The organism is Chthonomonas sp. (genome assembly GCA_016788425.1).
Classification (GTDB): Bacteria; Armatimonadota; Fimbriimonadia; order Fimbriimonadales; family Fimbriimonadaceae; genus JAEURQ01.
The window spans coordinates 553,619-577,685 of the sequence record JAEURQ010000002.1 but is presented as its reverse complement, the minus strand read 5'-3'; the positions used below and the strand labels follow the sequence as shown (position 1 = coordinate 577,685).

Sequence of the window (24,067 nt, the reverse complement as noted above, 5' to 3'; positions counted from 1 at the left end):
TCGGCTCTGGCGAGGCCAAAGCCGAGTCTAACGGGGCGAAACCAAGGGTTCGCCCGAGAAAACTTATCGGAACGACGGGCGGCGGCGGGCGCGACGGCGGCGCTTTTCGCTCGGCTTTTCGTAGTGTGCATGCTCCTTGAGCGTGCGCAGAACGCCGCTTTGTTGGACACGCAGATTGAAGCGCTTTACGGCGCTGTCAATCGACTCATTCGGTTGAACTTGAATCTGATTCACTTAGTCTTAGGACTCCTGTTAGAGAGAATACCTCAATTCTCGGCAAGTTCGAGGCGACTCTCGACCGCATCGGCAAAGTGCGCCGCCGCGACATCGCTGGTCCGGAAGTAAAGCGAGGGCTCAATGAGCTCGAGTTCCATCAGGGCGAGGCTTCCGTCGGCCAGCCGAACCAGGTCCACCCGCGCTTGAAGCGGCGGGCTGTCGAGCGCGGCCATTACTTGCTCAGCCACCCGCAACACTTCCCCGCTCGGCTCCACGCCGACAATGACGCCGCCATGCTCCTCTTGCACGCGAAAATCGCCCGCGCGCGGCACCTTGCTGATGGTGTGACTGTAGCGCCCGCCGAAGTAGAACACCGACGTTTCGCCTTCGCTGAGGATGCTCGCCACGAACGGTTGCGCAAACCAATGCCGACCGGCGAACGTGGCGCTCAGTTGCTCGGCTTGGGCGTCTGTGAGCGTGCCCGGCAGGCGCATCGTGTCCATGGCGTTGGCGCTCACGGTTGGCTTCACCACGACTTCCTCGGATTGGAGCGCCTCGGCCTCGCGGGCGAAATCAGCGGGTTCGCCGCCAAACCCCCACCGGCTGGGAACAATCGGCACTCCGGCGGCCTTGAGCTCCCGCAGATAGCGCTTGTCCAGGTTCCAGCGGATGAGCTCGGCGTCGTTTTCGAACCGCTGGGCGCGCTGACTGATGCGATCGATGGCGGACAGAAATCGCTCGGGCTGGTGATGATAATCCCAGGTTGTGCGGACGATCACCATATCGGGCCGCGCCCAATCGGCGTGCTCGTCGGTCCACGGAATCTGCTCCACCTCGTGCCCGCGCCGCTCCAGTTCGGTGATCACGAGGTGGTCGTCAATGACGTAGTCGAGAACCTCGGCGAGAGTGAGAAAGGCGATGCGAGCCACGCTTACATTGTGATGCCGTGAAACCAACCCGTGAACTGGCGTATGATGACCAAATGATTGCAAAGTTCGCGGGTCTCTTCGACAAGGTGGAGGAGAAACTGTGATGCGATGGGTTATCTCAACCATTGTATCGGGCATCCTTGGATGCACTTGCGCGGCATCGTCGTATCGTGTTTCCCTCGCGCCCTTACCCGAAGGTGCCACCAAAACCGGAATTTACAGCCTCAGCAATAGTGGCAAAGCAGTGGGCATGTCAAGCGAGGGCAGTTGGTCAACGAACCGTCCGACATGGTGGGACTCAACTGGAACCTACCATTTGGACGGTGGTCCAAGTAGTAGGTATGCGGTTGGTTCTCCATTCGACGACATCGCGATGTTCAGTTATGGAACTGGTTTCTCACCGACCGCGGTTGATGTTCGTCTTGCCAATGGAACCTTATCTTCTGTCGAGTTGCCCGCAGGTGACGAATTTGTGGCCGCGGGATTCGGAGGTGAAGGGTCGTTTTACTTCGTCAACGAGCAAAACCTGATGTACCGATGGACTGCCACCGAAGGCAGTGTGCTAGCCGCCAACTTCTCAGAGCTCACGACTCCTATAGGCCATCGTGTCGGAGACCGGGGTAATCGCGGGCTCATATTCAAACAGTTACGGTGGTCGGGATTCTGTGGCGATAGTCAACGGGCAAAAAATTACGATTGTCGGGTTCGGCATCACCGATGCCGCGCCGGGCAATAAGTTCCTTGGCCGCAACAGTTATGGAGCTGGCATTTGGACCCCTGGTCAATACATTGACTTATTCCGACGCCCCCAGAGAGCCTCATTTTCCCTAACGCGATCAACTCATCTTCCACCATCGTGGGGACTCACAAGCTGAGAAACTCAGACGCACTCAACGGATTCATCCGATATGGTAACGACCCCTATATTGACTTCGGCACCGTGAGCGATATTCTGAGCTTTGGAGCCGAGGGATATACGCTGGACTGCATCAACGACAATGGGATGATTGCCGGGCATATGAGGCTCAATGGCGCGACCAGAGCCTTCACCGCAACGCCAGTGCCCGAACCAAGTGCGTGGCTTGGCCTCGCTCTCGCGATCGTTATGCTGCGACGACGAGCCGCTTCTTGACGACTATAGTCGGCTTTTACCGCAGAATAGCTTGTTGAGAAAAGATGAGGGCGGCATCCGGTGAGGATGCCGCCCTTGCTGTCAGCCGACTCTAGGGTTAGTTGAAGAACCCGACCGTCTTGGCGAGGCGAGCGTCGTCGCTGCCGCCAGTCAGCTCGTCCAGATCCTTCAGCGAAAGTTCCTTGTTCGAAGCATCTTCCACCGCGACCTTCAGACACAGCGAGCGAAGCTCGTTCACGAGAATCTTGAACGACTCAGGGATGCCCGGATCGCTGATCGATTCGCCCTTCACGATGCTTTCGTATGCCTTCACGCGGCCCATCACGTCGTCCGACTTGATGGTGAGAAGCTCTTGCAGGGTGTAGGCCGCGCCATACGCTTCCAGCGCCCACACTTCCATTTCACCAAAGCGCTGACCACCGAACTGCGCCTTACCACCCAGCGGCTGCTGCGTGACGAGCGAGTACGGGCCAATCGAGCGGGCGTGAATCTTTTCATCGACCAAGTGCTCGAGCTTAAGGAAGTACATGATCCCGACCGTAATCGGGTTCGGCACCTTGTCGCCGGTCATGCCATCGCGAACCGTTGACTTACACGTCTTGGGATCGAGACCCGAACGATCGTACACGTTCGACATGATGCGCTCCATGATCGCCTCATAGACTTCCTTGCCGGCCTTCGCCGGAGCACCCATCGACTCGGGAAGCTCTTCCGCTTGGAATTCTTCCGCGTCGATTTGCTCGCCGGTGTTGCGTACCGGAGGCGCGGCCACGATTCGGCTGACGCGATCCAGATGCGGCTCGTCCAGCTTTTCGATGGCGCTCTTGACGATCGCCTTCATGTTGTCAATCGAGCGTTCGGTGCCGAAATCAATCCCGAGGTGGAGTTCGCTGTTGCAATAGGCTTGGAGCGAGCGCATGCGCAGGTCCTCCGCCATTCGCTTCATTTCGTCCAGAATCTCGTGCTCGGTTGCGCCTTCAAACGCGGGGCAAACATAGCGGACACCGAAGTGGCGACCGGCATAGCCAAGGTGCGTTTCCAGAATCTGACCGATGTTCATCCGGCTCGGAACCCCGAGCGGGTTGAGGATGATGTCGGCGGGCGTTCCGTCGGCGAGCATCGGCATGTCTTCCACCGGCACAACCTTGGAGATAACCCCCTTGTTGCCGTGGCGTCCGGCCATCTTGTCGCCGACCATCAGCTTGCGCTTTTGGGCGATGTACACCTGCACCGTCATGTTGGTGCCGGCGGGAAGTTCGTCACCCGGAATCTGGATGAGCGGCTCTTCCGTGATGTCGCAGATCAGGCGTTCGCGCTTCTTGCTTTCGTTGTAGATCTTGTTGATCGACGGCGAAAGGTACTTGTAGCGGCTAAAGACCTTGACATCCACGATGGTGCCCTTTTCGCCGTGCGGCAATCGGAGCGAGACGTCGCGGGTTTCTTCGGCCTTCTTCCCAAAGATCGCGATGATGAGCCGCTCTTCAGCGGTCATTTCGGTTTGGCCCTTCGGCGCAACCTTACCCACCAGAATGTCTTCCGGTCGGACTTCGGCGCCAATGCGGATGATGCCGTTTTCGTCGAGGTCCTTCAGCGCGTCTTCACCCACGTTCGGGATGTCGCGCGTGATTTCTTCCGGACCCAGCTTGGTGTCCACGGCTTCGACTTCGTGCCGCTCGATGTGAATCGAGGTGTACACGTCGTCCTTCACGAGGCGCTCACTAATGATGACGGCGTCTTCGTAGTTGTAACCGCCCCACGGCATAAACGCGACCAGCACGTTTTGGCCGAGAGCCAGGCGACCGTCGTCGCACGTAGCGCCGTCGGCCAGCGGTTGGCTCGGCAACACCACGTCGCCGGGCATCACCACCGGGGTGTGCGTAAAGCAGGTTGACTTGTTCGACTGCATCATGTGAAGCAGGTCGTACTTGTCCAATTCGCCCGCGTCGGTGCGAACGCGAATCTCGCTGCTGGTGACGAACTCCACGGTTCCGCCGCGGCGCGCGATAACCGCCGCGCCCGAGTCAACGGCGGCGATGCCTTCGTAACCGGTACCCACAATCGGAGCATCGGAGATGAGGCACGGCACGGCTTGGCGTTGCATGTTCGCGCCCATCAGAGCGCGGTTGGCGTCGTCGTTCTCAAGGAACGGAATCAGCGCGGTGGCGACCGAAATGATCTGCACCGGCGAAACGTCCACAAACTGCACCTTTTCCTTGGCGACCATCGGGTAGCTTGCGCCACCGTTTTCGCGGTCACCACCCGGACATCGCACCTGCACCATGTCGTGCACGATAAAGCCGTCGGCGTCCGTTTCAAGGTCAGCGGGAGCGATCTTGTAGTTGAAGTCTTCTTGGGCCGTCAGGTAGACGATCTCTTCCGTGACGCGGGCATCCACAATGCGACGATACGGCGTCATGATGAAGCCGAATTCGTCCACCCGGGCGTGCGTCGTCAGCTGACTGATCAGACCGATGTTCGGACCTTCCGGCGTTTCGATCGGGCAGATACGGCCGAAGTGCGAACGGTGAACGTCGCGAACTTCCAGCTTGGCGCTGGTTCGTTGCAGACCACCCGGGCCAAGGCTCGAAAGACGACGCTTGTTCGTGATTTCGCTCAGCGGGTTGGTTTGGTCCATGAACGTGCTGAGCTGGTTCGAGCTAAAGAAGCTCTTGATGCTCGCACTTACCGGCTTGACGCTCAGGATGATGCCCGGCAGCAGGTTTTCCTGGTCCGCCGAAGTCATGCGTTCGCGAGCGACCTTTTCCATGCGGACAAAGCCGAGTCGCATTTGGCCGGCGAGAAGTTCGCCCACCGAGCGCACGCGCTTGTTGCGGAGGTCGTCAATATCGTCGCGCTCGGCTTCCTTGCGCACGTACGGCTCAATCGCAAGCATGAGGCTGGCGAGGTCGTCGCTGGTGAGGTTGCGCACGCCACCCGGCACGTTGATGCCGAGGCGGCTATTAAGGAAGCGGCGTCCGACCTTACCGAGGTCGTAGCGCTTTCGCTCGAAGAATTGATTGTAAATCAGTTGGCGCGCGGCTTCGTCGGTCGCGGCTTCACCCGGACGGAGTCGCTTGAACAGGTCAATGACCGCGTCCTTCGAGTTTTCCGTCTTATCGTGCTCCAGCGTCGCTTCGAAGATCGAGTTGGTTTGCAGGATGTCCAGGGTTTTCAGACCCATGGATTCGAGCTTCTTGGCCGTGTCCGCGTCAATCAGCTTGAGCGCGTGGATGACGATCTTGTTGCCTTCCTTGATGTCGGCGGCGGCGCGGTTGCCCACGAGCTGCTCGGCGGTCGGGTTCTCCAGCGTCACTTCTTCGCTAAAGTAGCGAATCAAGTCTTCGTTGCTGCCAAACGGCTGCTCGACCGAAACCTCGGTGGCGAGCACGGCCTTGTCGAGCCCAGCGAGAATCTTCTTGGTCAGCACCGTGCCCTTGTCGTGGAGCACTTCGCCGGTGCTTTGATCCACGAGCGGGTCCACGAGCTTCATCTTGAGGGCTTCCGAAACCTTCTTGGTGTAGCGAATGCGTCCACGCACACGCTCGGGGTTGTTCGAATCGAAGAACGCGTGAATGGCCTTGATCAGCTGCGTGATCGGCAGCTTCTTTGATTGCGAAATTTGGGTGAACACCGCGGTGTTCGCGTCCGATTCGACTTCGAGCCAGGGGCCTTCGGTCGGAATGACGCGCGCCGAGACGACGACCTGCATGGCCGTGTCCACGCCTTCTTCAAAGTACAGACCCGGCGAGCGGCTCAGCTGGCTGACAATGACGCGCTCGCGACCGTTGATGATGAAGGTGCCCTTGTCGGTCATCAGCGGCAAATCGCCAAGATAGACCTCGGTTTCCATTTCTTCCCGATCCTTACCGCCGAAACGGACCGTCGCCTTGATCGGCGCTTCGTAGGTCATGTCGCGGTCGCGGCAATCTTGGATATCGTATTTCGGTTCTCCCAGGTTAAAATCGACGAATTCGATAAAGCTGGATTGGGTGAAGTCCCAAATCGGGGAGAACGTTTTAAAGAGCTCAGGAAGTCCTTCTTCCAGAAACCACTTGTAGCTATTGAGTTGAAGTTCGATGAGGTTCGGGACCTCGAGGTGTCGTCCAATGCGCTTGGAAGTCGGTTGAATTACTCGCATTCGTGCTCCGGGGAATTTACAAGCATACCCGAAGCCCGCTGGCATTATGGTGCCGCGAGAGAAGATTTCCCTACTTTACGCCGCGAGTCGCACTTGCGATGGCAAACTCTTGGCGGCCAGTTCGGTCGCCTCGCGCGATGACATCACCACGGCTCGCTCGATCACGTTACTCAACTCCCGTACGTTACCCGGCCAATTGTGCGTTTGCAACGCATGCACCGCCTCGTCGCTGAGCGTGGTGAGGCTCCGCTCGTTTTCGGTCGCGAACTTCCGCAAGAAATGCTCGGCCAGCGGCACGATATCCGCCTGACGTTCGCGCAGCGGCGGCAGATAAATCTCCACGACCTGCAATCGGTACAGCAAGTCGAGTCGGAAGTTGCCGGCATCCACTTCGGCCTGCAAATCGCGGTTCGTCGCGGTGACCAGGCGCACGTCCACCTGCGTGGGCTTGGTCGCGCCGAGACGCTCAAACTCGCGCTCTTGCAGCACGCGCAGGAGCTTCGCCTGAATGGTGCCCGGAATCTCGCCGATCTCATCCAGAAATAGCGTGCCGTTGTGGGCGAGTTCAAACCGGCCAGGCTTGCTGCCATTGGCGCCCGTGAACGCCCCCTTTTCGTAGCCAAAGAGCTCGCTCTCAAGCAGTGTCTCCGGCATCGCCGCGCACGAGCACGCGACAAACGGCTTGCCTGAGCGCGGGCTCAGTTGGTGCAGCAGGTTGGCGATGACCTCCTTGCCCGCACCGCTCTCGCCGGTGACCAGCACCGTCGCGCGGCTGTCGGCAACCTGCTCAACGAGTTCATAAATCTCCTTCATCTGCGGGCTCTCGGCGATGAAGTTCACCTGCTTGCCCTTGGCTTTGTTGCGCGTTGTTTTGGCTGGCGCTTGGCCCGGCTCGCTGAGCGCGGCGGCGACCACGCGCTTGAGGTTCTCCAGATCAAACGGCTTGGTCACAAATTCAAACGCGCCGTCGCGAATTGCTTGAATCGCTTGCGGGATCGTGCCGAAGGCCGTCATGAGGATAAACGGCGTGTCGGGGTACTCGGCGGCCACCCACTTTTGGAACTCGTAACCTGTGATTCCCGGCATCGTGACGTCGGAAATGACGCACTGAAACGCGCTTTCGCGCATGGCGCTTTGGGCGCGGTGAGCATCCTCGGCGATCACCACAGCGTAGCCAGCCTTCTCGAAGGCCACCTGCAGAATCCGCCGGATATTGGCTTCGTCGTCGACAATTAGGAGGCGGGGCAAAGTACTCATGCGGCGTTTCGTTCGGAGAACACTATTTCAAATCGGCTGCCAACGCGCGGTTCTGAAGTCACTTTCACTTCCCCGCCGTGCGCTTCGACAATTTTTTGCACCATGCTGAGCCCGAGTCCGGTGCCGCTGGGCTTGGTTGTGAAGAACGCGCTGAACAGTCTTCCGACGGTCTCCGCATCCATTCCCACGCCCTCGTCTTCGACCGTGATGGTGCCGCCCGAGCTGAGCGCGACGGTCACACGCGAGCCGGCTTGGCTCGCTTGCAGCGCGTTGAGCACCAAGTTGCTCAGCACCTGCTTGATGCGCGACTCGTCCACCTCGCGGCGAACCGGTTTCTCCGGAGCCCGCACGACCAAGGCGATGCGAGCCTGATCAAACTGAGGTTGCAACAAACCGCAGACCAGCCGTACTAACACGCCCAAGTCAGTGGGCGCGGGGTGCAAGGCGAGCGGCTTGGCGAACGCCAAAAAGTCGTCGCAAAGACCGTTGAGGCGACGCGCCTCGCTCTCGATAATCTCGCCAAATTCGTCGGCCAACTCGGGGTTGCTGCGCACCATCTGCGCGGCGGATCGGATTCCGGTCAGCGGATTGCGGATTTCGTGCGCGATGCTCGCCGTCATTTGGCCGATCTCCGCCATGCGCTTCATGCGCTCCATGTCTTGCAGGTCCCGCATCATCTGGGCGTTAGCCACGGCCAGCGCGAGATACCCGGCCAAACTCTTGCCTTTTTGCAGATCGTCGGCGGTAAACGGCTGATGGCTGGCGCGGCGCGAAAGGCAGAGCACACCCAATACGTCGTTCGCGCGGCCCTCCAGTGGAAGCACAAGGCTCGTTGCGATTTCCTTGCGGCGGGTGATGGAGCTTTTGAGCAGCGATTCTTGGCTCGGATCGCCGATTAGCAAGGGTTGGCACTCCATGATCGCAGTACCCGCGATGCCCTCGCCAGGGACGATTTCCGCCGTCCAGGGCATCTTCGAAAGATCGCCCGCCTTACTCACCAGCGGATGGTGGTCGCCGCCCGCCTCGCGCAAAAAGAGTGATCCGCCATCGGCTTCGAACACGCGCACGACGTGCTCCAAAATCCGGTCGAAGCGCGCTCGACCGATGTCGGTGGAGGCTCGACCGACGAGGTCAAACAGGCCCCAAATGTCCTCTGAATGATGCATTCCAAAATTATTGGCTTGCAATAGGTTCGATTTAGGTTATAATTCGATCAACGCAATTTTGCGGGGATTATGAGCCGGATACTCATCGTTAGCCAGGATGGCGACGTGGCCGAAGGGCTGGCCGCGAATATGAACGGACCCGGGACGGAGATCGTTCGCGCCGAGTCCGAGCGCGAAGGCATCAGCGTCAGTTTGGTGGCCCCGTTCGACCTCATCATCGTTGACCTCGATGCAGTGACCGTCGCGGGCATCGAGCGCTTTAAGGTGAGCGGCGGCGTGCAAGAGATTCCGATTCTCGCCCTCACCGACATGACCCGCATCGGCCAGATCGCGCAGTGCGTCCGGGCCGGAGCCGACGATTATCTGGTCAAACCGATTCACCCCGTGGTGCTTTGCGCCCGCGTGGTCACGCTCCTCGACCGCCGCAAGCGCAACTTGCGCGAATTGAAGCGCCAAAGCAAGATCGAACGCGAGCACTCGCGCCTCAAGATTCGGGTGGAGAAAGAAAAGCAGCGCACCGAATCAGCCGAGCTTTCGACCATTTTCGCGATGTGCAAACTGGCCGAATCGCGCGATCCCGAAACCGGCGAGCACCTGGACCGCATGCGCGAGTACAGCCTCATCATCGCCGAGCAGTTGATGCTCGAAGGCACGTTTGGCGATGAGATTGACGACGCATTTTTGCAGCTGGTCTACGGCGCGAGCCCGCTGCACGACATCGGCAAAGTCGCGCTTCCCGACCACATTTTGCTCAAGCCCGGCCGCCTCACCGATGACGAACGCCGCGTGATGCAAACGCACTGCGAACTGGGCGCCGACACGCTGCGGGCCGTGCACCAACTGCACCCGACCAACGCCTTTGTCGAAATCGGCATCGAGATCGCGGCCAGCCATCACGAGTGGTGGGACGGCCATGGCTACCCGAACCAACTGAAGGGCGACCAGATTCCGCTCGTGGCGCGGGTGGTGGCCGTGGCCGACGTCTACGACGCGCTGACCTCGGCGCGATGCTACAAAGACGAATATTCGCACCAGCGCGCGCTCGACATCATTTTCAGCGAAAGCGGCACGCACTTCGACCCGCGCGTGGTCAACGCGTTCTTCCGCGCCGAACCACGCGTTCGAGCAGTTCGGGCGGATATGGGGCTGTTCAGCGGCGTTGCCGCCGGACTCAACTAGCCGCGCAAGAACTTGGCAAACGCTTCGGCGTTCTTGGTGAAGCCGCTCACCCGGATCGGCGTCTCGCCGTCTTGCGTCACCACGTAGCTGGGGAGCTCGGCGGACTTCGTCATCTTAAGCTTCAGCTGGTTGTACTTTTCGTCCTGCTCGTTCTTAGGGCGGTCGGTGTACAGCTTCACCAGCACAAACTTTTCGAGCTCGGCGTTCACCGCGTCCTTCGGGAAGATGTTGCGCTCCACGTACCGGCAGTTGGTGCAGAACACGCCGGTGAAGTCAATGAACATGAGCTTGCCTTCGGCGGCGGCTCGGGCCTTGGCCTTCTCGAGATCAGATTCCCAGACGAGCTTTTCGCCTTGGTTCTCAGCCATGCCTGGGTAGGGGTTTGGCGGCAAGAACGAGTCGAGTTCGCCGAGCGATTTGCCGTTTAGACCCATGAGCAAGTATCCGCCCAGCACGATAAACGCCACGCCAAAGCCGCGGCGCAGCCAGCCGATTTTGCTGCGCTCTTCGTGCGGAAGCTTCAGCCCGCCAAACAGGTAGGCCGCGGTGACCAGCGCGAGGCCCGCCCAGATCGCGAGGAACACGGGCATGGTCAGCGCTTTGGCTTGCACGGCGAGGTCCACGTTCGAGAAGAACTTTAAGGCCGCCATGAGCTCGACGAAACCGAGCGTCGCCTTGACCGTGTTCAGCCACGAGCCCGACTTAGGCATCTTGCTGAGCATGCTCGGGAAGAGCGCGAAGAAGAAGAATGGCAACGCAAACGCGGTGCTAAACCCGACCATGCCGACGATGCTGTAAAGCGGCCCGAGTTTGGCGGAACTGGCGAGTACCGTGCCCACAAATGCCACCGTGCAGGTGAACGTCGTCAGCGAGAATGTGGTGCCCATAAAGATCGGTGCCATCCACCCCGCGCCGCGCCCGAACTTGTCCACCTTGTTCACAAATCCGCTGGGCAGAACAAGCTCAAACAGGCCGAAGAGGCTCAGGCTGAGCACGACAAACAGGATCGCGAGGAACAGGTTGACCCAAAGATTGTTGGCGAGCTGCGAAACCCCGGTGGGTCCCGCGATGGCGGTAATGCCGAGCCCCAAAATGGTGAACGTGCCGATGATGCCGAGGCAGTAGAGCCCGGCGCTCTTCATCTGCTTGCTGAAGCTGCCGCCGCTCGATTTGCTAAAGAAGCTCACGGTCACCGGGATCATCGGGAACACGCATGGCGTGACAAGCGCGATGAGGCCGCTGGCGAAGGCAAAAAGGAAAAAGCTGAAGATGCCGCCGTCTTTCGCTTCGTTAAAGCGCTGAGCGGTTTCGTTGATCGCACCGCCAGCCGGAGCGGCCTTTTCCACCACCTTGGCGGCGGGTGGATTGGCGAAATCGCTACGCACCGCGCCGGTTCCGACCGAGACCTTGACGGTCATCTCCGGCCCCCAGGGTCGGAGGCAGCCGCCGTCGTTGCAGGCTTGCGCCATCGGATTCAGCTTCACCACGATCTCGCCTGATTTTTCGGCCCGGAACGGCACCGTGAAGGTGATCGTTCCTTCGTGCGTGCCAACCTTCTTCTGGAAGTTGGGGTCGAACTTCACCTTCGGCGCCGGCTCCATCAGGCGGCTCACTTCGGAGCCCAAAATCGTCAGCTTCTCGGTAAACACGGCATCGCCGGTCACCGTCACCTGAGTTGGGAACGGCCCATCGGCGACTTCGGTGGTGTCGTAGATGTGATAGCCCTCGGCCACGGTCGCAGTCAGCTTAATGGTTCCCCACTCGCCCTTGTTCAGGGTGTCCTGGCCCAAAGCGGCCTCCCACTTCACCGCGGTTTTCTCGGTCAGTTGCGCTCCGGCCAACGAAAGCATGAACGCGAAAAGAGCGACAAGGACCGAGCGAAGACGAAGGGGCATACCAGTGTTCATATGACAATTGCGTTAACTGAGTTCCGACTTTAAGGCGCGAAGGACGAAATCGCGATTATTCTCCACCATGTCCGGATGCCAATCGTGGCCCCAATCGTATGTGACCAGTTGCTTGTCGGCGGCCGGAACGGCGTCGTATATTGCCTGCACGTTTTCTGGTCGGCAGGCGGGGTCTTTCAGACCGCGGCTAATGAGCGTCGGCACCCGCACGCGCGTGGCCTGATTCATGGTGTCGAAGTAGCTAATGGTGTAGAGCACGCGTTCCCGCCCAAACGGAATCGTCTCCATGTAGTCAATCAGCTCTTTGAGCGGGTAGCGGTACGCGTTCCGGCTGAGCGCGTCAGGCATCGCGCCGAGAAATGGCATGTCCGCGGCCACCGCGCGAACAATCGGGCAGTGCGCGCCGAGCCACAACGAAAGGCCCGCGCCTTGGCTCATGCCCATCGCCGCGATCTGACGTTCATCCACTTCGAGTTGGGCTTCCAGCACGCGGGCGGCGATAAACGCATCCTGAAACATGCGGCGAAACACCCAGGTGTTGGGGTCGTCCGCACCATCGGCAAAGTAGCCGCGGGTGGGCGTGTACTTTTCCTGGTGGAAAGCGCCGTGCCCATGAAAATTGAGCGAGAGGCTCACCATTCCGGCTCGGGTGCCGTACCGATTCGGGAGCAGCGATTCGCGGCCATACGGCGGCGACCAAACGAAGCCCGGGAAGACCTCGCCGTCGCGCGGGATCGCGAGCCAGCCTTCGACCGTGCGACCCTGCACCGATTGAAACCAAATCGTCTCGACAAAAAACCCGTCGAGCACGAAATCGTTGCGCCGCGAGCGACGGAAATCAAGAGGGACGGCGCGCGCTTCCTCGACCACTTCGGCCCAAAACTGGTCGAAGTCTTCGGGCACGTACGGCGTCACGCCTTTACGGAGCGTTGCTGGGTATCGACGTGCAGGCCGGTGGTCATCAGCCAGCTGGTGGCGCGCTGAATTTCTTCCACCGCTCCTTCCAGGGTGATGTGCATCCACCCGAAATCGGTGTCGATGCTCGCCTTGACGATGTTCACTTTGACGTCGAAATCGCGGCCGATGCGCCAGATGAACGGCTCGTTTACGGCGTCGCCTTTTGCGGTGAGATGAATGTCAACCAGTGCCATGCGTTTGTGTTGGTTATACCCTTAGCTGATGCTCAATCCGGCGTCGCTCCAATCCTTAAGGAACCGGGTGAGGCCCGAATCGGTGAGCGGGTGATGGAACAGCGCTTCAATGATCTTGAGCGGCATCGTGGCCACATGCGCTCCGGCTTGGATGGCCTGCGTCACGTGTAGCGGATGGCGCACGCTGGCGACGAGCACTTCGCTATCAAAACCGTACACATCCACCATCTCGACGGTGTCAATGACGGCTTGCATGCCGTCTGTGTTGAGGTCATCCACGCGCCCGACAAAATTGGAAATGTAGGTGGCGCCCGCCTTGGCCGCCAGAAGTGCCTGTCCCACCGTAAAGACCAGCGTCACGTTGGTACGAATGCCCTTGTCGGCGAGGAAACTCACCAGCCGAATGCCGTCTTTGATCAGCGGCACCTTAACCGTGACTTGCGGATGCCAGCTACTAATCTCCATGGCTTCCTTCACCATGGTTTCGTAGTCGGTGGCCACGACTTCGGCGCTAATGTCGCCGCCGGGCACGGCCTCGCAAATCGCGAGCACGGTTTCCTTGAATCCCTTTCCTGACTTGGCGATGAGCGTGGGATTGGTGGTGACGCCATCAATCACGCCCCACTCGGCGGCCTGCCGCACTTCGTTGATATCGCCGGTATCGAGAAAGATTTTCATGTCCAGCTAGTTTACCGGAGGGCGGCCGACCAGCCCGTGGACAAGTGCTACTGCAACCGACGGCCGTAGCCGTCGAACTTCACGTTTCCGCACAGCATCAAAATGCCGTCGATCCACGCCCAGACGGCGCCGATCACGCAGGGCGACAAAATGAGTTGCATGACCCCCTGGGCAACGTGGCCCAGGTACATGCGCCCAACGCCGGGGATGAGAATCTGCAAAATGCCGGCGGCGATGCGGCTCTTGTCGCTCACTTGATACGCCGGATCTTGCCGCGCGTAGGGGTTCATCGTGCTCGGCACGGTCGGCATGGTGCCGTAATCCGGCTCGTTGAACATGCGGTGGAAAACATCGCCTTGCGGCTGAGCGGCGTAAGTTTGCACCGGCGGCATGTTCGGCTGGAACGGGGGCGGCGAAGACGCCATCGCCGGGAACATCGTGACCAGCGCCGGCACGTTGCCGGCCGGAGCCCAATCGGCCATGCCGGTCACCCAGACGTAGGTGCTGCGCTCGATCACCAGGTCGGTGATGAGGCCACGGACTTGCTCCTCGGTGAGCGGACCGAGGCGGCCATAGTGGCCAACGTAATACCATTCCACGCTGTTCGGGATTCCGCTCATGTTCTTGCTTATTGTAACGGGGTTGCGGGCATTTCTGTTGTGCGGCCCGACTAAGGTCCCAGCAGGGTTTCCGGCGGGTTTTGCTCGGCGAATTGGATAATTGCCTCTCGCAGCGGGGTGGGCGGGCCGTAACGCTCGTGCACCACGGACGAATCGAGCGCGGAATAGGCGGGTCGCGGAGCGGGCGCGGGCCAATCTTTGGTCGCGATGGGCTCAATGTGGATGGGGCAGCCAGTCTGGTGAACTTCCTCGTAAGTCCCAATCACCAATCGGGCAAACTCGAACCAACTCATGGCCTCGGCGCCTGCGGCGTGGAGCGTTCCAAACGGCATCGGACTGGCCAACAACGCCCGGATCCACTGCGCAAGGTCGGAGGCGTAGGTCGGCGTGCCCACCTGATCGCTCACCACGCGCAGTTCGCGCCCAGCCAGCCATGCGCGCACCATCGTCCGCGGAAAACACGCCCCAGCATTCCCGAACAGCCACGATGTGCGCACCACCCAGCCGTGGTTGATGTAGCGCTCGCCCGCCTCCTTGGTCTTGGCGTACACGCCTTGCGGGTTGGTGAGCGCTTCCGCCGAGTAGGGAGTTGTGGCGCGGCCATCAAAGACAAAGTCGGTGCTGACGTGGACCACCGGCACGCGGTGCTTAGTCGCCCATGCGCCCAGCGTCTTCGGCAAAAAGTGGTTCAACTCGCGGGCGAGAATCGGTTCGGATTCCGCTCGGTCCACGGCCGTGTAGGCGGCGCAATTGACCACTGCCGCAAGGCGGCGGTCGCCGATGGCGGTTTCGAGATTCACATTGACCAGCTCGAATTCGTCACGGGTCGGCGCCCAAACCGGCGGCGGCAAGTGCGCCACAACCTCTCGCCCCAGCATGCCCGTGCCGCCCAGGACGAGCGTTGCCGGTTGCGGTTGGGATTTTTTTGCAGCCACGGTCAGATTATGAGTGTAAGGTAGGGTGTGGAGTTTCTACCTGTGGCTCACCGTTGCGCACTAACCTGCCCTGGCTAACCCTTTACGCGCCGATTCCGATACGAAATGAGTACTCCATTGATGTTTGTGTTCTACTTCGTGGTTCCGTTGGCGATCCTTGGAATCGCGTGGAGGACAGGTGAGGATCGGTGGCTGGCCGGTTACTCAACAACGGTTGCGGCACCACTCATTCCACTCGGCTTATTCGGCTCAGTATGGTGGGATACTTCCTGGGTCTATCTCGATTCCCCTTGGTCAATTTTTTTGGCCGTGCCCATAATCGCGCTCAGTTTGATCCCAAGGAGCTTCGTACACCGAATCTTGCCCGGCGTTGCCTTCCTCGCCACTATCGCCTCGTTTGCCATTGGGATTGCCGGCGCAATACCGCCGAGGAGCGCAGATTTTTGGCAAGACCGGAGCCTGACGCTGTTAATCTGCCTCGTTGTGGCCGCCGCTTTCGGCTACCACGAAAGCCGTTGGGTGACGTTTACTCGGGCTGCCATCTGCACGCTTCCCGTCTTGCTCCTCGGGATATATATCGCAATCAGCATCGAGACTAGGCTGTTTGATAACACGCCGAACTTGTGGTTCATGCTACTTGCAGTCTGGTTGGGCGCCAGCGCTCTGGTCGCAGCTCGACACGAGACCCTGCGTCAGCAGAAAAACTCGAATCCTCCGGCCAGTCCAACTGGTATATCTTAGTGTCATGCAAATATCTGCCATCCTCCTGACCCTCGGGGTTTTCGCGTGTCTGGTTGATGGCTGGGATGGCCGGCGCAATGGCTTGCTGCGATTCGCGGCCGGTGCGCTGGGTTGGCTGTGGCTCATGCAAAGCCTCCCCATCGGCGAACCAAACACCGCAAGGGGAATCTTTGTCTCAATCCTCTCAACGGTGATTGCCATTACGGTCGCCTGGAATACCAAGGACACCTCAGCGGAAAAGCTCGCCATAAGCATCGCGTTTACTAGCATTGTGGTGAGTTTGGTGTTCAAACTCCTGAGTTTGGCCGGCGTTCAAATCAGACTTCCGTGGTACGGATATCTGGTTGTTGTGCTTATCCCCGCCCTTCTTGTTTGGCGCCGCCCCGCCCCCAAGGGAATCCTGGAGTTCTTCGCTGGCACCGCCTGTATATCGTTGGTGTTCGAAGCGTTGGCATCGATCGTCAAGACCAATTGGCCCCAGGGCATTTACTATCTTGAACTCGGACTGCCAGTTGTCTCACTCATCATCGGGTGGGGCATCGGCAGGCGGCACCGCGATTCGGGGCTGCGCGAAACCTCCCCGGATCCAGCCTAGTCCGCCTCAAAACCTCAAGCGCTACTTGAGGAGAGCGATTTTCCCCCTGAAGGAAATCGGCATCTTGCCAACAACACAAATGGCACTATGCAGATCGAGTCGCTACTTCAACTAGGAGCAGTTCCCGCGGAAACCGGAGCGCAGTTTGGCGCGCCGGCAGTCTCGCCGGACCTGGCCCCGGAGTTTGCGGGTCTCTTGGAACAGGCGCTCACCACGCCGCCCGATGTTCCAGACCCGGGACCACCCGGCCCTCCGATCAACCTGACGATCGAGGAAGCGCACATCGAATTGCCGAATGCAACCGAAACCCAGCCGCTGGACCTCCCGATCGAACCACGAAACGCCGCTCACACGGACTGCCGCCCGCAGACCGATGGCGACGACGAGGTCGAGCCCGCGCTTACCGCCGAGGTTCTCGCCTATGCGGTGCCGCCGCAGTTCGTTCCGTCAGCTGCGATCGTGGCCACCGATGAGCCGGAAGCCAAGGTCGAAACCGTGGGTGCCGTAGCCCCGGATGAAGAGCCCGTGTTCGCCCCGAGCCGCGAGTTCGCCGAATACGACCTCGCGCCAAAGGCCGATGCCAAGGTGGAAGTCACCACGCCCGAGCAAGACTTGCAGGTCGCGCCTGGCACCGTCAAGCAGTCGGCTGACACCCAGCTGCTGACCAGCGAGCAACTCGACTTTCTGAACCCGACGAAGGTGGAGCAATCCGCAGAAGTGCCGCGCCATCCGCTCACCGGCGAGCCCTTGAATCCGGCGAAAATCACGTTCACGACGGACGAGATTGCTCCCAAGCAACCCGCCGAAGCCAAGGTCACCACCCCGACTGAGCCAGTGGTCGCCGCCCAACCGAAGCCCAAGAGCAAGTTCGCGTTCGCCGACCGCGTGGATATGAAGCGCGCCTTTGAAAGCGGCTTCTCGGAAACCATCGAGCGTGTTGAAGTCCCAGCGCAACCCGTGACCGAAACCGTGACCAAGGCCGCCAAGCCCACGCCGGAACCGGTCGTGGAGCCGCAGGCACCCGCCAACGCGCCGAAGGAAGAAGTTTTCCAACTCAAGGGCAGCGAGACCACCCCAATTAAGGACGGACTCCTCACCCTCGAAACCAAGGAAACAAGCAAGGATTCCAAGCCGGTTGACGAACCAAAGGCTGACTTGACGACCCGCGAAGGCGTAGCGCCGACGCGCACCGAAGCGAGCCAGCCTAAGGAAAAGCCGCAAGCCCCGATTGACGATGCCAAACTGCACCGTCAAATCGTGGACCGCGCCGAGACTTTCCTCGCGTTTCGCCGAGAAGGTGCGTTGACCATCCATCTGGAACCGCGCGAATTGGGCCAGATCACGATGAGCGTGAAGCTTGACAACGGCCAGGTCCGCACCGAGATTCAGGCCACCAATCAGCAAGTCGCGCAGTCGCTGGAAAGCAATAAGCAGCAACTCGTGCAGCAGGTTGAGAGCCGCGGCCTTAGCCTGGGCTCGCTCAACGTGAGCACCGGCGGCCATTCCGGCAACCAGCAAGGTCAGCACCAAACCGCGACGCACCAAGATTTCGCCCGCCAGCAACAACTGGCTCGACACTTCGCTCCTCCGAGCCACGCCCTCGCCCCGGTCGCCCGAGCTTATACCTCGCCTACGTCCATGGGCCTCGACTACCTCATCTAGGGAACCTCAACCATGCCTGACATCGCAGTAACCCCGGTAAATGGCGCGCAGTATTTCGGCGCGACCACTCCCCGCAAGACCTCGGAACTGAACATGGAGACGTTCCTGCGGCTGTTGACCACACAGTTGGCCAACCAAAACCCGCTGGAACCCATGAACGACCGCGACTTCTTCGCCCAAATGGCGCAGCTCGGTACGGTTCAAGGCCTCGATAAAATCTCCAATAACGACGAGATTACGCAGGCGAACCAGCTGATCGGCAAATCCATTACGGCCACCCGACCCAATGCCGCCGCTGGCGACACCGACTACGTGCAAGGCGTGGTGCGGGGACTCATCATCCGCAACGGCGACCGCTTCCTGCAAGTGCAAGAAAGCAATGGCGGGATTGTCGAAATCCAATCCGAACACATCCGCGCCGTGGGTGATTCGGCGGTTTCGTCGAGCGTTCAGCAGATTCTGGATGCGGCCAGCGCGGCCAACCTCATCGGCAAAAAGGCAACTGCCTATCACCCGACGCAAAAGAACGCCGACGGCTCGCCGCTGGAATTTGATGGCACGGTGGACAAGGTGTCTTTCGAAAAGGGCACGGTCTATCTGACCATGAAGGATCGTCTTGGAACTAACGTCAAAGTCTCGCTCTCGAACGTGCTTTCGTTTAGCAACTAACCATGAGTAACCCGATTCAGAACTCGAAACTTAGCGACATGCTGGCCACCCGGGGCGTCACCCCGGCCACAAGTGCGCCGACCACGCCGGTCGATCGTGCTCAGCAAGGCGCCGAGTTTCAATCCCTTCTTGCCGACCGCCTCAAGGTGAGTGGCCACGCCCAGACCCGTCTGGCGAGCCGCAACATCGAACTCGGTCAAGGCGAATGGGAGCGAGTGATGAAGGGGGTGGATCAGGCCGCCGCCAAAGGTGCGCGCGAATCGCTGGTCATGGTCGACGACGTGGCCCTCGTGGTCTCGGTCAAGAACCGGACGGTCATCACCGCCGTGGACAAGGCCGGACTCAAGGACAACGTGTTTACCAACATCGATAGCGCCGTCATCGTTTAGCGCCAACAATTTGTAGCTGGCTCGCCAGCGACGACCGGAAACAGAACTGAAAACCGCTGGATCGAACACCCCGGTGTTCGAGAGCAACGCAAGGCCCGAATGGCCGAGCCCGGTTCCCTTTCCAACCTAGGACAGTAACAGAGAACCACTATGCTACAAGCAATGCTCGCTGGCGTCGCCAGCATCAAAGCGCAACAAACGCGCATGAACATCATCGGCAACAACGTTGCCAACGTGAACACGACCGCCTACAAGGGTAGCCGCGTCACGTTCCAAGACATGTTGGCCCAAACCATTCGCGGCGCTGGTCGCCCGACCGGGAGCCTCGGCGGGACGAACCCTATCCAGTTCGGTCTTGGCGTGTTGGTGGCTGGCACGGACGTCAATAACGAGCAAGGATCGCTTAACGCTACCAACCGCCCGACCGACCTGGCTATCCAGGGCAACGGGTACTTCATGACGGGAGATGGCAGCCGTGTGGCTTACACTCGCGACGGCGCCTTTGACCTCGACTCGAACGGGGACATGGTTCACCGGGCGACGGGCGAGCGCGTCCTCGGTTGGGACTTCATTCGCCAAGGCTCGCAAAGCACGAGCATCCCGATTGACGCCTCGAGCCGGGTGAACATCCCGATCGGACGCCTCAACGCGGTGCAGGCAACCACCAAGTCGGCCCTCGCCGGCAACCTCTCGGGCTACCACGCAGTCGGCAGCGACCCGCGCACCGCGCCGGGCGTCGCCGACTGGACCACAAAGTTCCGCGTGTTTGACGGCCAAGGCGGGAGCCACGATGTCAGCGTCGAGTTCTTCAATCGTCAAGAAGCGCCGTTTACTCCGGCAGCTCCGGGCGTCAACTCGCGATGGCAATGGCGCGTCATGGACGGCAACGGTGTGGAAATCGCGCAGTCAGATGGCGCTTCACCCGAAGGGGCCGCGCTTGACTTTGACGTCAACGGGAACGTGCTGAATGGCGACGCGATCCGCACCGTCACTGTGCCGACGCCGGGCAACTCGCTGGACTTTCCGTTCTCGCTTGACATGAGCAAGGTCACTCAGCTGAAAACCGGCTCCGCTACCGCTCCCGAATCGCAGGTGAATCTGGACGAGCAAGATGGCTTCCCGCCCGGATCGCTCTCGAGCTTCTCGGTTAGCACCGACGGCGTCGTGACCGGTCTCTTCACCAACGGTCTGACCCGCTCGCTGGGCAACATCGCCATGGCGATCTTCCCTAACCCGGGCGGTCTGGAACGCCAAGGCAGCAACCTGTGGCGCAACACCGACAACTCGGGCATCCCCGTCGTCGGAACGCCGCGCTCGGGTGGTCGCGGGGTCGTCAACTCGGGCTTCCTTGAGCAATCGAACGTGGACATCGGGAACGAGTTCACCGACCTGATCATCACGCAGCGTGGCTTCCAAGCCAACACGCGGGTTGTCACCACGGTCGACGAAATGCTGCAAGACCTGATCAACATGAAGCGTTAAGGCCCTAGCGGCTAACGCAACAATGCCCCGGCAGTGGTTCGCCGGGGCATTCTTTTTGTGGGACTTAGATGTGGCGGTCGAGCATGGCCGCGATTTGCGGCTTCGGCATCGCGCCGACATTCTGTTCGACCAGTTGGCCGCCCTTGAACACGAGCAGAGCGGGAATGCTCATGACGCCATACTTTGCGCCGATATCGCCTTCCTCGTCCACGTTGAGCTTAAGCACCTTGGCCTTGCCCGCGTACTCGCTGGAAAGCTCGTCAATGCTGGGGCCAATCATGCGGCACGGACCACACCAGGTAGCCCAAAAGTCGACAAGAACGGGGACGTCCGAGTTAAGAACCTCGGTGTCCCATTGTGAAGTTGTTACAGAAGCTGCCATGAGTTTTTGTACCTGTGAATATTCCGACGTATAGGAACGCGGAGATGTCGCATGGGTATACCCGGCCCGGGAAAAACGCGTGTAACAAAAAGGGCGGGTGGGGGCGTCTGACTCTTTGGAATCGCCGCAAGGAGGCGTGTAATCGAATTATGAAGTTATTCCCGGCTGTTTTGAGCCTAGCCCTCGTGGCTTCGACCCTGACCATTGACGCCCAACCGCGCACCAAGCGCATTGGCCGCGTCGCCGAAACGGCGCTGGTTGGGATCCCGCTGTATTCCCCCGGCCTCAAGGTAATCAACAAGTTCGGCCCGCCCGATGACATCCTCGCGATTACGCTCGGCACCGGCGGTGGAGCCGGTGGCGCAGGCGGCGGCGGTGGCGGTGGCGAACAAGGCCTCACCCGCCCGCCGAAGGGCGGCGGTGCTCCGGCTGGCGGCGGTAGCCCCGGCTCGGGCGATATGGCACCTCCGGGAGCCGTGACCCGACCTGGTTCAGGCGAAGATTTTATTGGCGATCCGTTTAGCAACGTCGGTTGGCGACAAGCCAATGCCGGTGCGGGCGACATGTCGCCGGCCGACGCCGGTGGTCGCGATGGCGGCTCGCCTCCCCTTCCCGGTGGCCCCGGCGGTGGGAACGGCGGTAGCGGCGGCGGTGGTTCGACCACGGCAACTTCCGTGCAGTTCACCAAGTGGGTTTACAAGCGCAAGAATGCCCGCTACTCGTTCGTCATCGACAAGTTCAACCGTGTCGTGCAAATCGAAGCGATCGGCATCAACGATCCAAACGTGCGCACCAGCCGCGGTATCAAGTTTGGCGACAACTTCAAGACGCTGTCGAACAAGTACTTCCAACCCGATGGCTACGATCTAGCCGGCGATTCGTTCGTCGTCAAGTATCTGCAGCGCGGGAAGGTAGCGTTCCGATTCAGCCGAATGGAACCGAACAAGCCGCACGTGATCACGGGCATCGTCGTCGCCGCCGGTAAGTAACGGACGGCGTGTCGGACGATCGCGATCAGATCCGCGCGCGGATTAGCATTGTTGAACTCGTCCAAGAACGCGTCAACCTAAAGAAAAAGGGCAAAGGCTGGTGGGGCCTTTGTCCTTTTCATCCTGATAAGGACCCCTCCATGCAGGTGTCCGATGACACCGGCGGATACCGCTGCTGGTCGTGCGGCGCGCGCGGCGACGTCTTCACCTGGGTCATGGAGACCGAGAAGGTCGAGTTCCGCGAAGCGATGGAACTCCTCGCCCAGCGCGCCGGGATCGAGCTCCGCAAGGGCCAAGCCCAAGAGCAGGGCCGCAAGAACCAGTATCGCCGCACCATGGACTTGGCGACGCAGTTTTTCGCTGAGCGCATCAACTCGGCCAAGGGTGTGCTCGACTATTGCGAGCGGCGCGGGCTGACCGACCTCGTGCGCCAGGCTTGGGACCTTGGCTACAGTCCGGGCGAGTACGAGCTCGCCACGTTTCTCAAGAAGAGCGGCGCTTCTCTGGCCGAGGCGCAAGAACTGTTTTTGGTGGACGGCGACGCACGTTCGGGCTACCTCGATAAGTTTCGCGACCGGCTGATGTTCCCGATCCGTGACGAGCGCGGCCAGGTTGTCGCCTTCGGCGGACGAATTCTCGGGCAAGGTCAGCCGAAATACATCAACAGCGGCGACACGCCCCTCTTCAGCAAGCGCAAGGTTCTCTACGGGCTCAACCGCGCCAAGGCCGATATCGCCGACCAAGATCGGGCCGTGCTGGTGGAGGGCTACATGGACGTGATCGCCTGCCACCGCGCCGGATTGACCACCGCCGTCGCCTCGCTTGGCACCGCGCTCAGCGAAGACCAAGCGCGGCTTCTGCAACGCTGGGCGAAGAACGTCACGATTCTCTACGATAGCGATGAGGCGGGCCAAAAGGCCGCCGAACGGGCGAGCGAAATCCTCATCGCCCAGGGCCTCAACGTCAAGGTCGCGCTGCTGCCGCAAGGGCAAGACCCCGATTCTTTGCTCAAGGAGGTCGGGGCGGAGGCGGTGATTCGGGCGGCGGGCGGCGGACTCTCTCCGGTGGAGTACGCGCTCGAGCGCTTGAAGATGCAGTACGGCGTGGATTCCGACGGCTACTGGGCGAATGTTTACGGCGCGCTCAAGCTGTGCCGCAACAACCTGGAACTTGAGACCCACCTGCAGCAACTCGCGGCCACCTATCCGCATATTCGCGATCCGCACGCCGCGTACCGGGCCTTGCGAAAAGAGGCGTACCAGGTTCTCCGTCCGCAAAAGCGGGCCGGCGACGAAGCGCCCCGCGCCGTCGCCAACATGAAGTCGGCACCGTTGCCGGGCGCAGAAAAGATGATTCTGGAGGCGTTGCTCATCGAAGAACTCCGCCCGCTCGCTTGGGAAGTGCTGGACGAATCGGATATTTTCAGTTCTCCGCAAGCAACGGCTGTGCAGCTGGCCTGCCTGGAAGCCTTTGGCGACGAAGCCCCGAGCGGGCCGGTATCAGAGTGGCTAGGCCAACTAGGCAACGAGGAAGTCGAGAGCTTGCTCGGCGACCTGGCTCTGCAACGCGAACGCCCGATCGGCGTGGTTCCGATTCGCGAACAAGACGTCATTGGGGCGATGAACATCCTCGTCCAAAAGCGCCGCCAAATCCTTCTCAAGCGCCAGCGGCTGGAGGGCAAGTTCGAAGGCGAAGGCGTGCGTGACTTCACCGAGCGGTGGCGTCAACTCAAAGATGCAGGCCGTGACGCCTAAAATTGTGACCAGCACAATTGCCAGCTTTCTCCCGTGTTTTAGCCTGCTATAACGATATTCTAAAATCTTTCTAAAATCTGCCCTTGTTTTCACCAG

At 60.3% G+C, this 24,067-nt stretch carries 21 protein-coding genes; 9 read left to right on the top strand and 12 right to left on the bottom strand.

The window, feature by feature from the left end; genetic code table 11:
* Positions 1–63: 63 nt before the first annotated feature.
* Complete coding sequence (rpsU, locus tag JNJ45_04675) at positions 64–234, bottom strand: 30S ribosomal protein S21 (GenBank protein ID MBL8047956.1); 171 nt, start codon at positions 232–234, stop codon at positions 64–66.
* 32 nt (positions 235–266) lie between these two features.
* On the bottom strand, positions 267–1,145 hold the full coding sequence (locus tag JNJ45_04670) for a hypothetical protein (GenBank protein MBL8047955.1): 879 nt from the start codon (positions 1,143–1,145) through the stop codon (positions 267–269).
* Between the two features lie 856 nt (positions 1,146–2,001).
* Here JNJ45_04670 and JNJ45_04665 point away from each other — a divergent pair.
* Entirely contained in the window at positions 2,002–2,277 is a 276-nt protein-coding gene (locus JNJ45_04665) for a PEP-CTERM sorting domain-containing protein (protein MBL8047954.1), read from the top strand.
* A 97-nt stretch (positions 2,278–2,374) separates the two neighbouring features.
* On the opposite strand, the gene rpoB is transcribed toward JNJ45_04665, so the two are convergent.
* The 3 genes from rpoB to JNJ45_04650 form a co-directional block, all read right to left on the bottom strand.
* The gene (gene rpoB / locus JNJ45_04660) at positions 2,375–6,415 is read right to left on the bottom strand and encodes a DNA-directed RNA polymerase subunit beta (GenBank protein ID MBL8047953.1); all 4,041 of its coding nucleotides are present in this window, start codon (positions 6,413–6,415) and stop codon (positions 2,375–2,377) included.
* Positions 6,416–6,490: 75 nt separating this feature from the next.
* Positions 6,491–7,672 carry a sigma-54-dependent Fis family transcriptional regulator gene (locus JNJ45_04655; protein ID MBL8047952.1) on the bottom strand — a complete coding sequence of 394 codons (1,182 nt, stop codon included), beginning with the start codon at positions 7,670–7,672 and terminating at the stop codon, positions 6,491–6,493.
* Positions 7,669–8,838 (bottom strand): GAF domain-containing protein, encoded by a 1,170-nt coding sequence (locus tag JNJ45_04650; protein MBL8047951.1) that lies wholly within the window; start codon positions 8,836–8,838, stop codon positions 7,669–7,671. The genes JNJ45_04655 and JNJ45_04650 overlap by 4 nt, the downstream gene beginning before the upstream one ends.
* Before the next feature lie 69 nt (positions 8,839–8,907).
* Between JNJ45_04650 and JNJ45_04645 the strand changes: the two genes are divergently transcribed.
* Positions 8,908–10,017: an HD domain-containing protein gene (locus JNJ45_04645; protein ID MBL8047950.1), complete on the top strand. Its 1,110-nt coding sequence runs from the start codon at positions 8,908–8,910 to the stop codon at positions 10,015–10,017.
* On the opposite strand, the gene JNJ45_04640 is transcribed toward JNJ45_04645, so the two are convergent.
* The 6 genes from JNJ45_04640 to rfbD are packed head-to-tail and all read right to left on the bottom strand — an operon-like array spanning position 10,014 to position 15,308.
* On the bottom strand, positions 10,014–11,912 hold the full coding sequence (locus tag JNJ45_04640) for a thioredoxin family protein (protein MBL8047949.1): 1,899 nt from the start codon (positions 11,910–11,912) through the stop codon (positions 10,014–10,016). The genes JNJ45_04645 and JNJ45_04640 overlap by 4 nt on opposite strands.
* Before the next feature lie 24 nt (positions 11,913–11,936).
* On the bottom strand, positions 11,937–12,839 hold the full coding sequence (locus tag JNJ45_04635; GenBank protein ID MBL8047948.1) for an acetylxylan esterase: 903 nt from the start codon (positions 12,837–12,839) through the stop codon (positions 11,937–11,939).
* Positions 12,836–13,075 (bottom strand): NIL domain-containing protein, encoded by a 240-nt coding sequence (locus tag JNJ45_04630; GenBank protein ID MBL8047947.1) that lies wholly within the window; start codon positions 13,073–13,075, stop codon positions 12,836–12,838. Before JNJ45_04630 ends, JNJ45_04635 begins: the two co-directional genes overlap by 4 nt.
* Positions 13,076–13,096: 21 nt before the next feature.
* On the bottom strand, positions 13,097–13,753 hold the full coding sequence (fsa, locus tag JNJ45_04625) for a fructose-6-phosphate aldolase (protein MBL8047946.1): 657 nt from the start codon (positions 13,751–13,753) through the stop codon (positions 13,097–13,099).
* A 47-nt stretch (positions 13,754–13,800) separates the two neighbouring features.
* Entirely contained in the window at positions 13,801–14,373 is a 573-nt protein-coding gene (locus JNJ45_04620) for a DUF4339 domain-containing protein (GenBank protein MBL8047945.1), read from the bottom strand.
* A gap of 50 nt (positions 14,374–14,423) precedes the next feature.
* Complete coding sequence (rfbD, locus tag JNJ45_04615) at positions 14,424–15,308, bottom strand: dTDP-4-dehydrorhamnose reductase (GenBank protein ID MBL8047944.1); 885 nt, start codon at positions 15,306–15,308, stop codon at positions 14,424–14,426.
* A 745-nt stretch (positions 15,309–16,053) separates the two neighbouring features.
* Between rfbD and JNJ45_04610 the strand changes: the two genes are divergently transcribed.
* The 5 genes from JNJ45_04610 (at position 16,054) to JNJ45_04590 (ending at position 20,846) form a co-directional block, all read left to right on the top strand.
* Entirely contained in the window at positions 16,054–16,644 is a 591-nt protein-coding gene (locus JNJ45_04610; GenBank protein ID MBL8047943.1) for a hypothetical protein, read from the top strand.
* Between the two features lie 87 nt (positions 16,645–16,731).
* Positions 16,732–18,306 (top strand): flagellar hook-length control protein FliK, encoded by a 1,575-nt coding sequence (locus tag JNJ45_04605; GenBank protein ID MBL8047942.1) that lies wholly within the window; start codon positions 16,732–16,734, stop codon positions 18,304–18,306.
* A 12-nt stretch (positions 18,307–18,318) separates the two neighbouring features.
* Positions 18,319–18,975, top strand: coding sequence for a hypothetical protein (locus JNJ45_04600; GenBank protein ID MBL8047941.1), 657 nt, complete (start codon positions 18,319–18,321; stop codon positions 18,973–18,975).
* A gap of 2 nt (positions 18,976–18,977) precedes the next feature.
* On the top strand, positions 18,978–19,364 hold the full coding sequence (locus JNJ45_04595) for a hypothetical protein (GenBank protein MBL8047940.1): 387 nt from the start codon (positions 18,978–18,980) through the stop codon (positions 19,362–19,364).
* A 162-nt stretch (positions 19,365–19,526) separates the two neighbouring features.
* On the top strand, positions 19,527–20,846 hold the full coding sequence (locus JNJ45_04590; protein ID MBL8047939.1) for a flagellar hook protein FlgE: 1,320 nt from the start codon (positions 19,527–19,529) through the stop codon (positions 20,844–20,846).
* Positions 20,847–20,910: 64 nt separating this feature from the next.
* On the opposite strand, the gene trxA is transcribed toward JNJ45_04590, so the two are convergent.
* Complete coding sequence (trxA, locus tag JNJ45_04585; GenBank protein MBL8047938.1) at positions 20,911–21,228, bottom strand: thioredoxin; 318 nt, start codon at positions 21,226–21,228, stop codon at positions 20,911–20,913.
* A gap of 149 nt (positions 21,229–21,377) precedes the next feature.
* Here trxA and JNJ45_04580 point away from each other — a divergent pair, with 149 nt between their 5' ends.
* Together JNJ45_04580 and dnaG are read left to right on the top strand one after the other, a co-directional pair.
* The gene (locus tag JNJ45_04580) at positions 21,378–22,217 is read left to right on the top strand and encodes a hypothetical protein (GenBank protein MBL8047937.1); all 840 of its coding nucleotides are present in this window, start codon (positions 21,378–21,380) and stop codon (positions 22,215–22,217) included.
* Between the two features lie 8 nt (positions 22,218–22,225).
* Positions 22,226–23,971 carry a DNA primase gene (gene dnaG, locus JNJ45_04575; GenBank protein MBL8047936.1) on the top strand — a complete coding sequence of 582 codons (1,746 nt, stop codon included), beginning with the start codon at positions 22,226–22,228 and terminating at the stop codon, positions 23,969–23,971.
* The last annotated feature ends 96 nt before the right edge of the window (positions 23,972–24,067 follow it).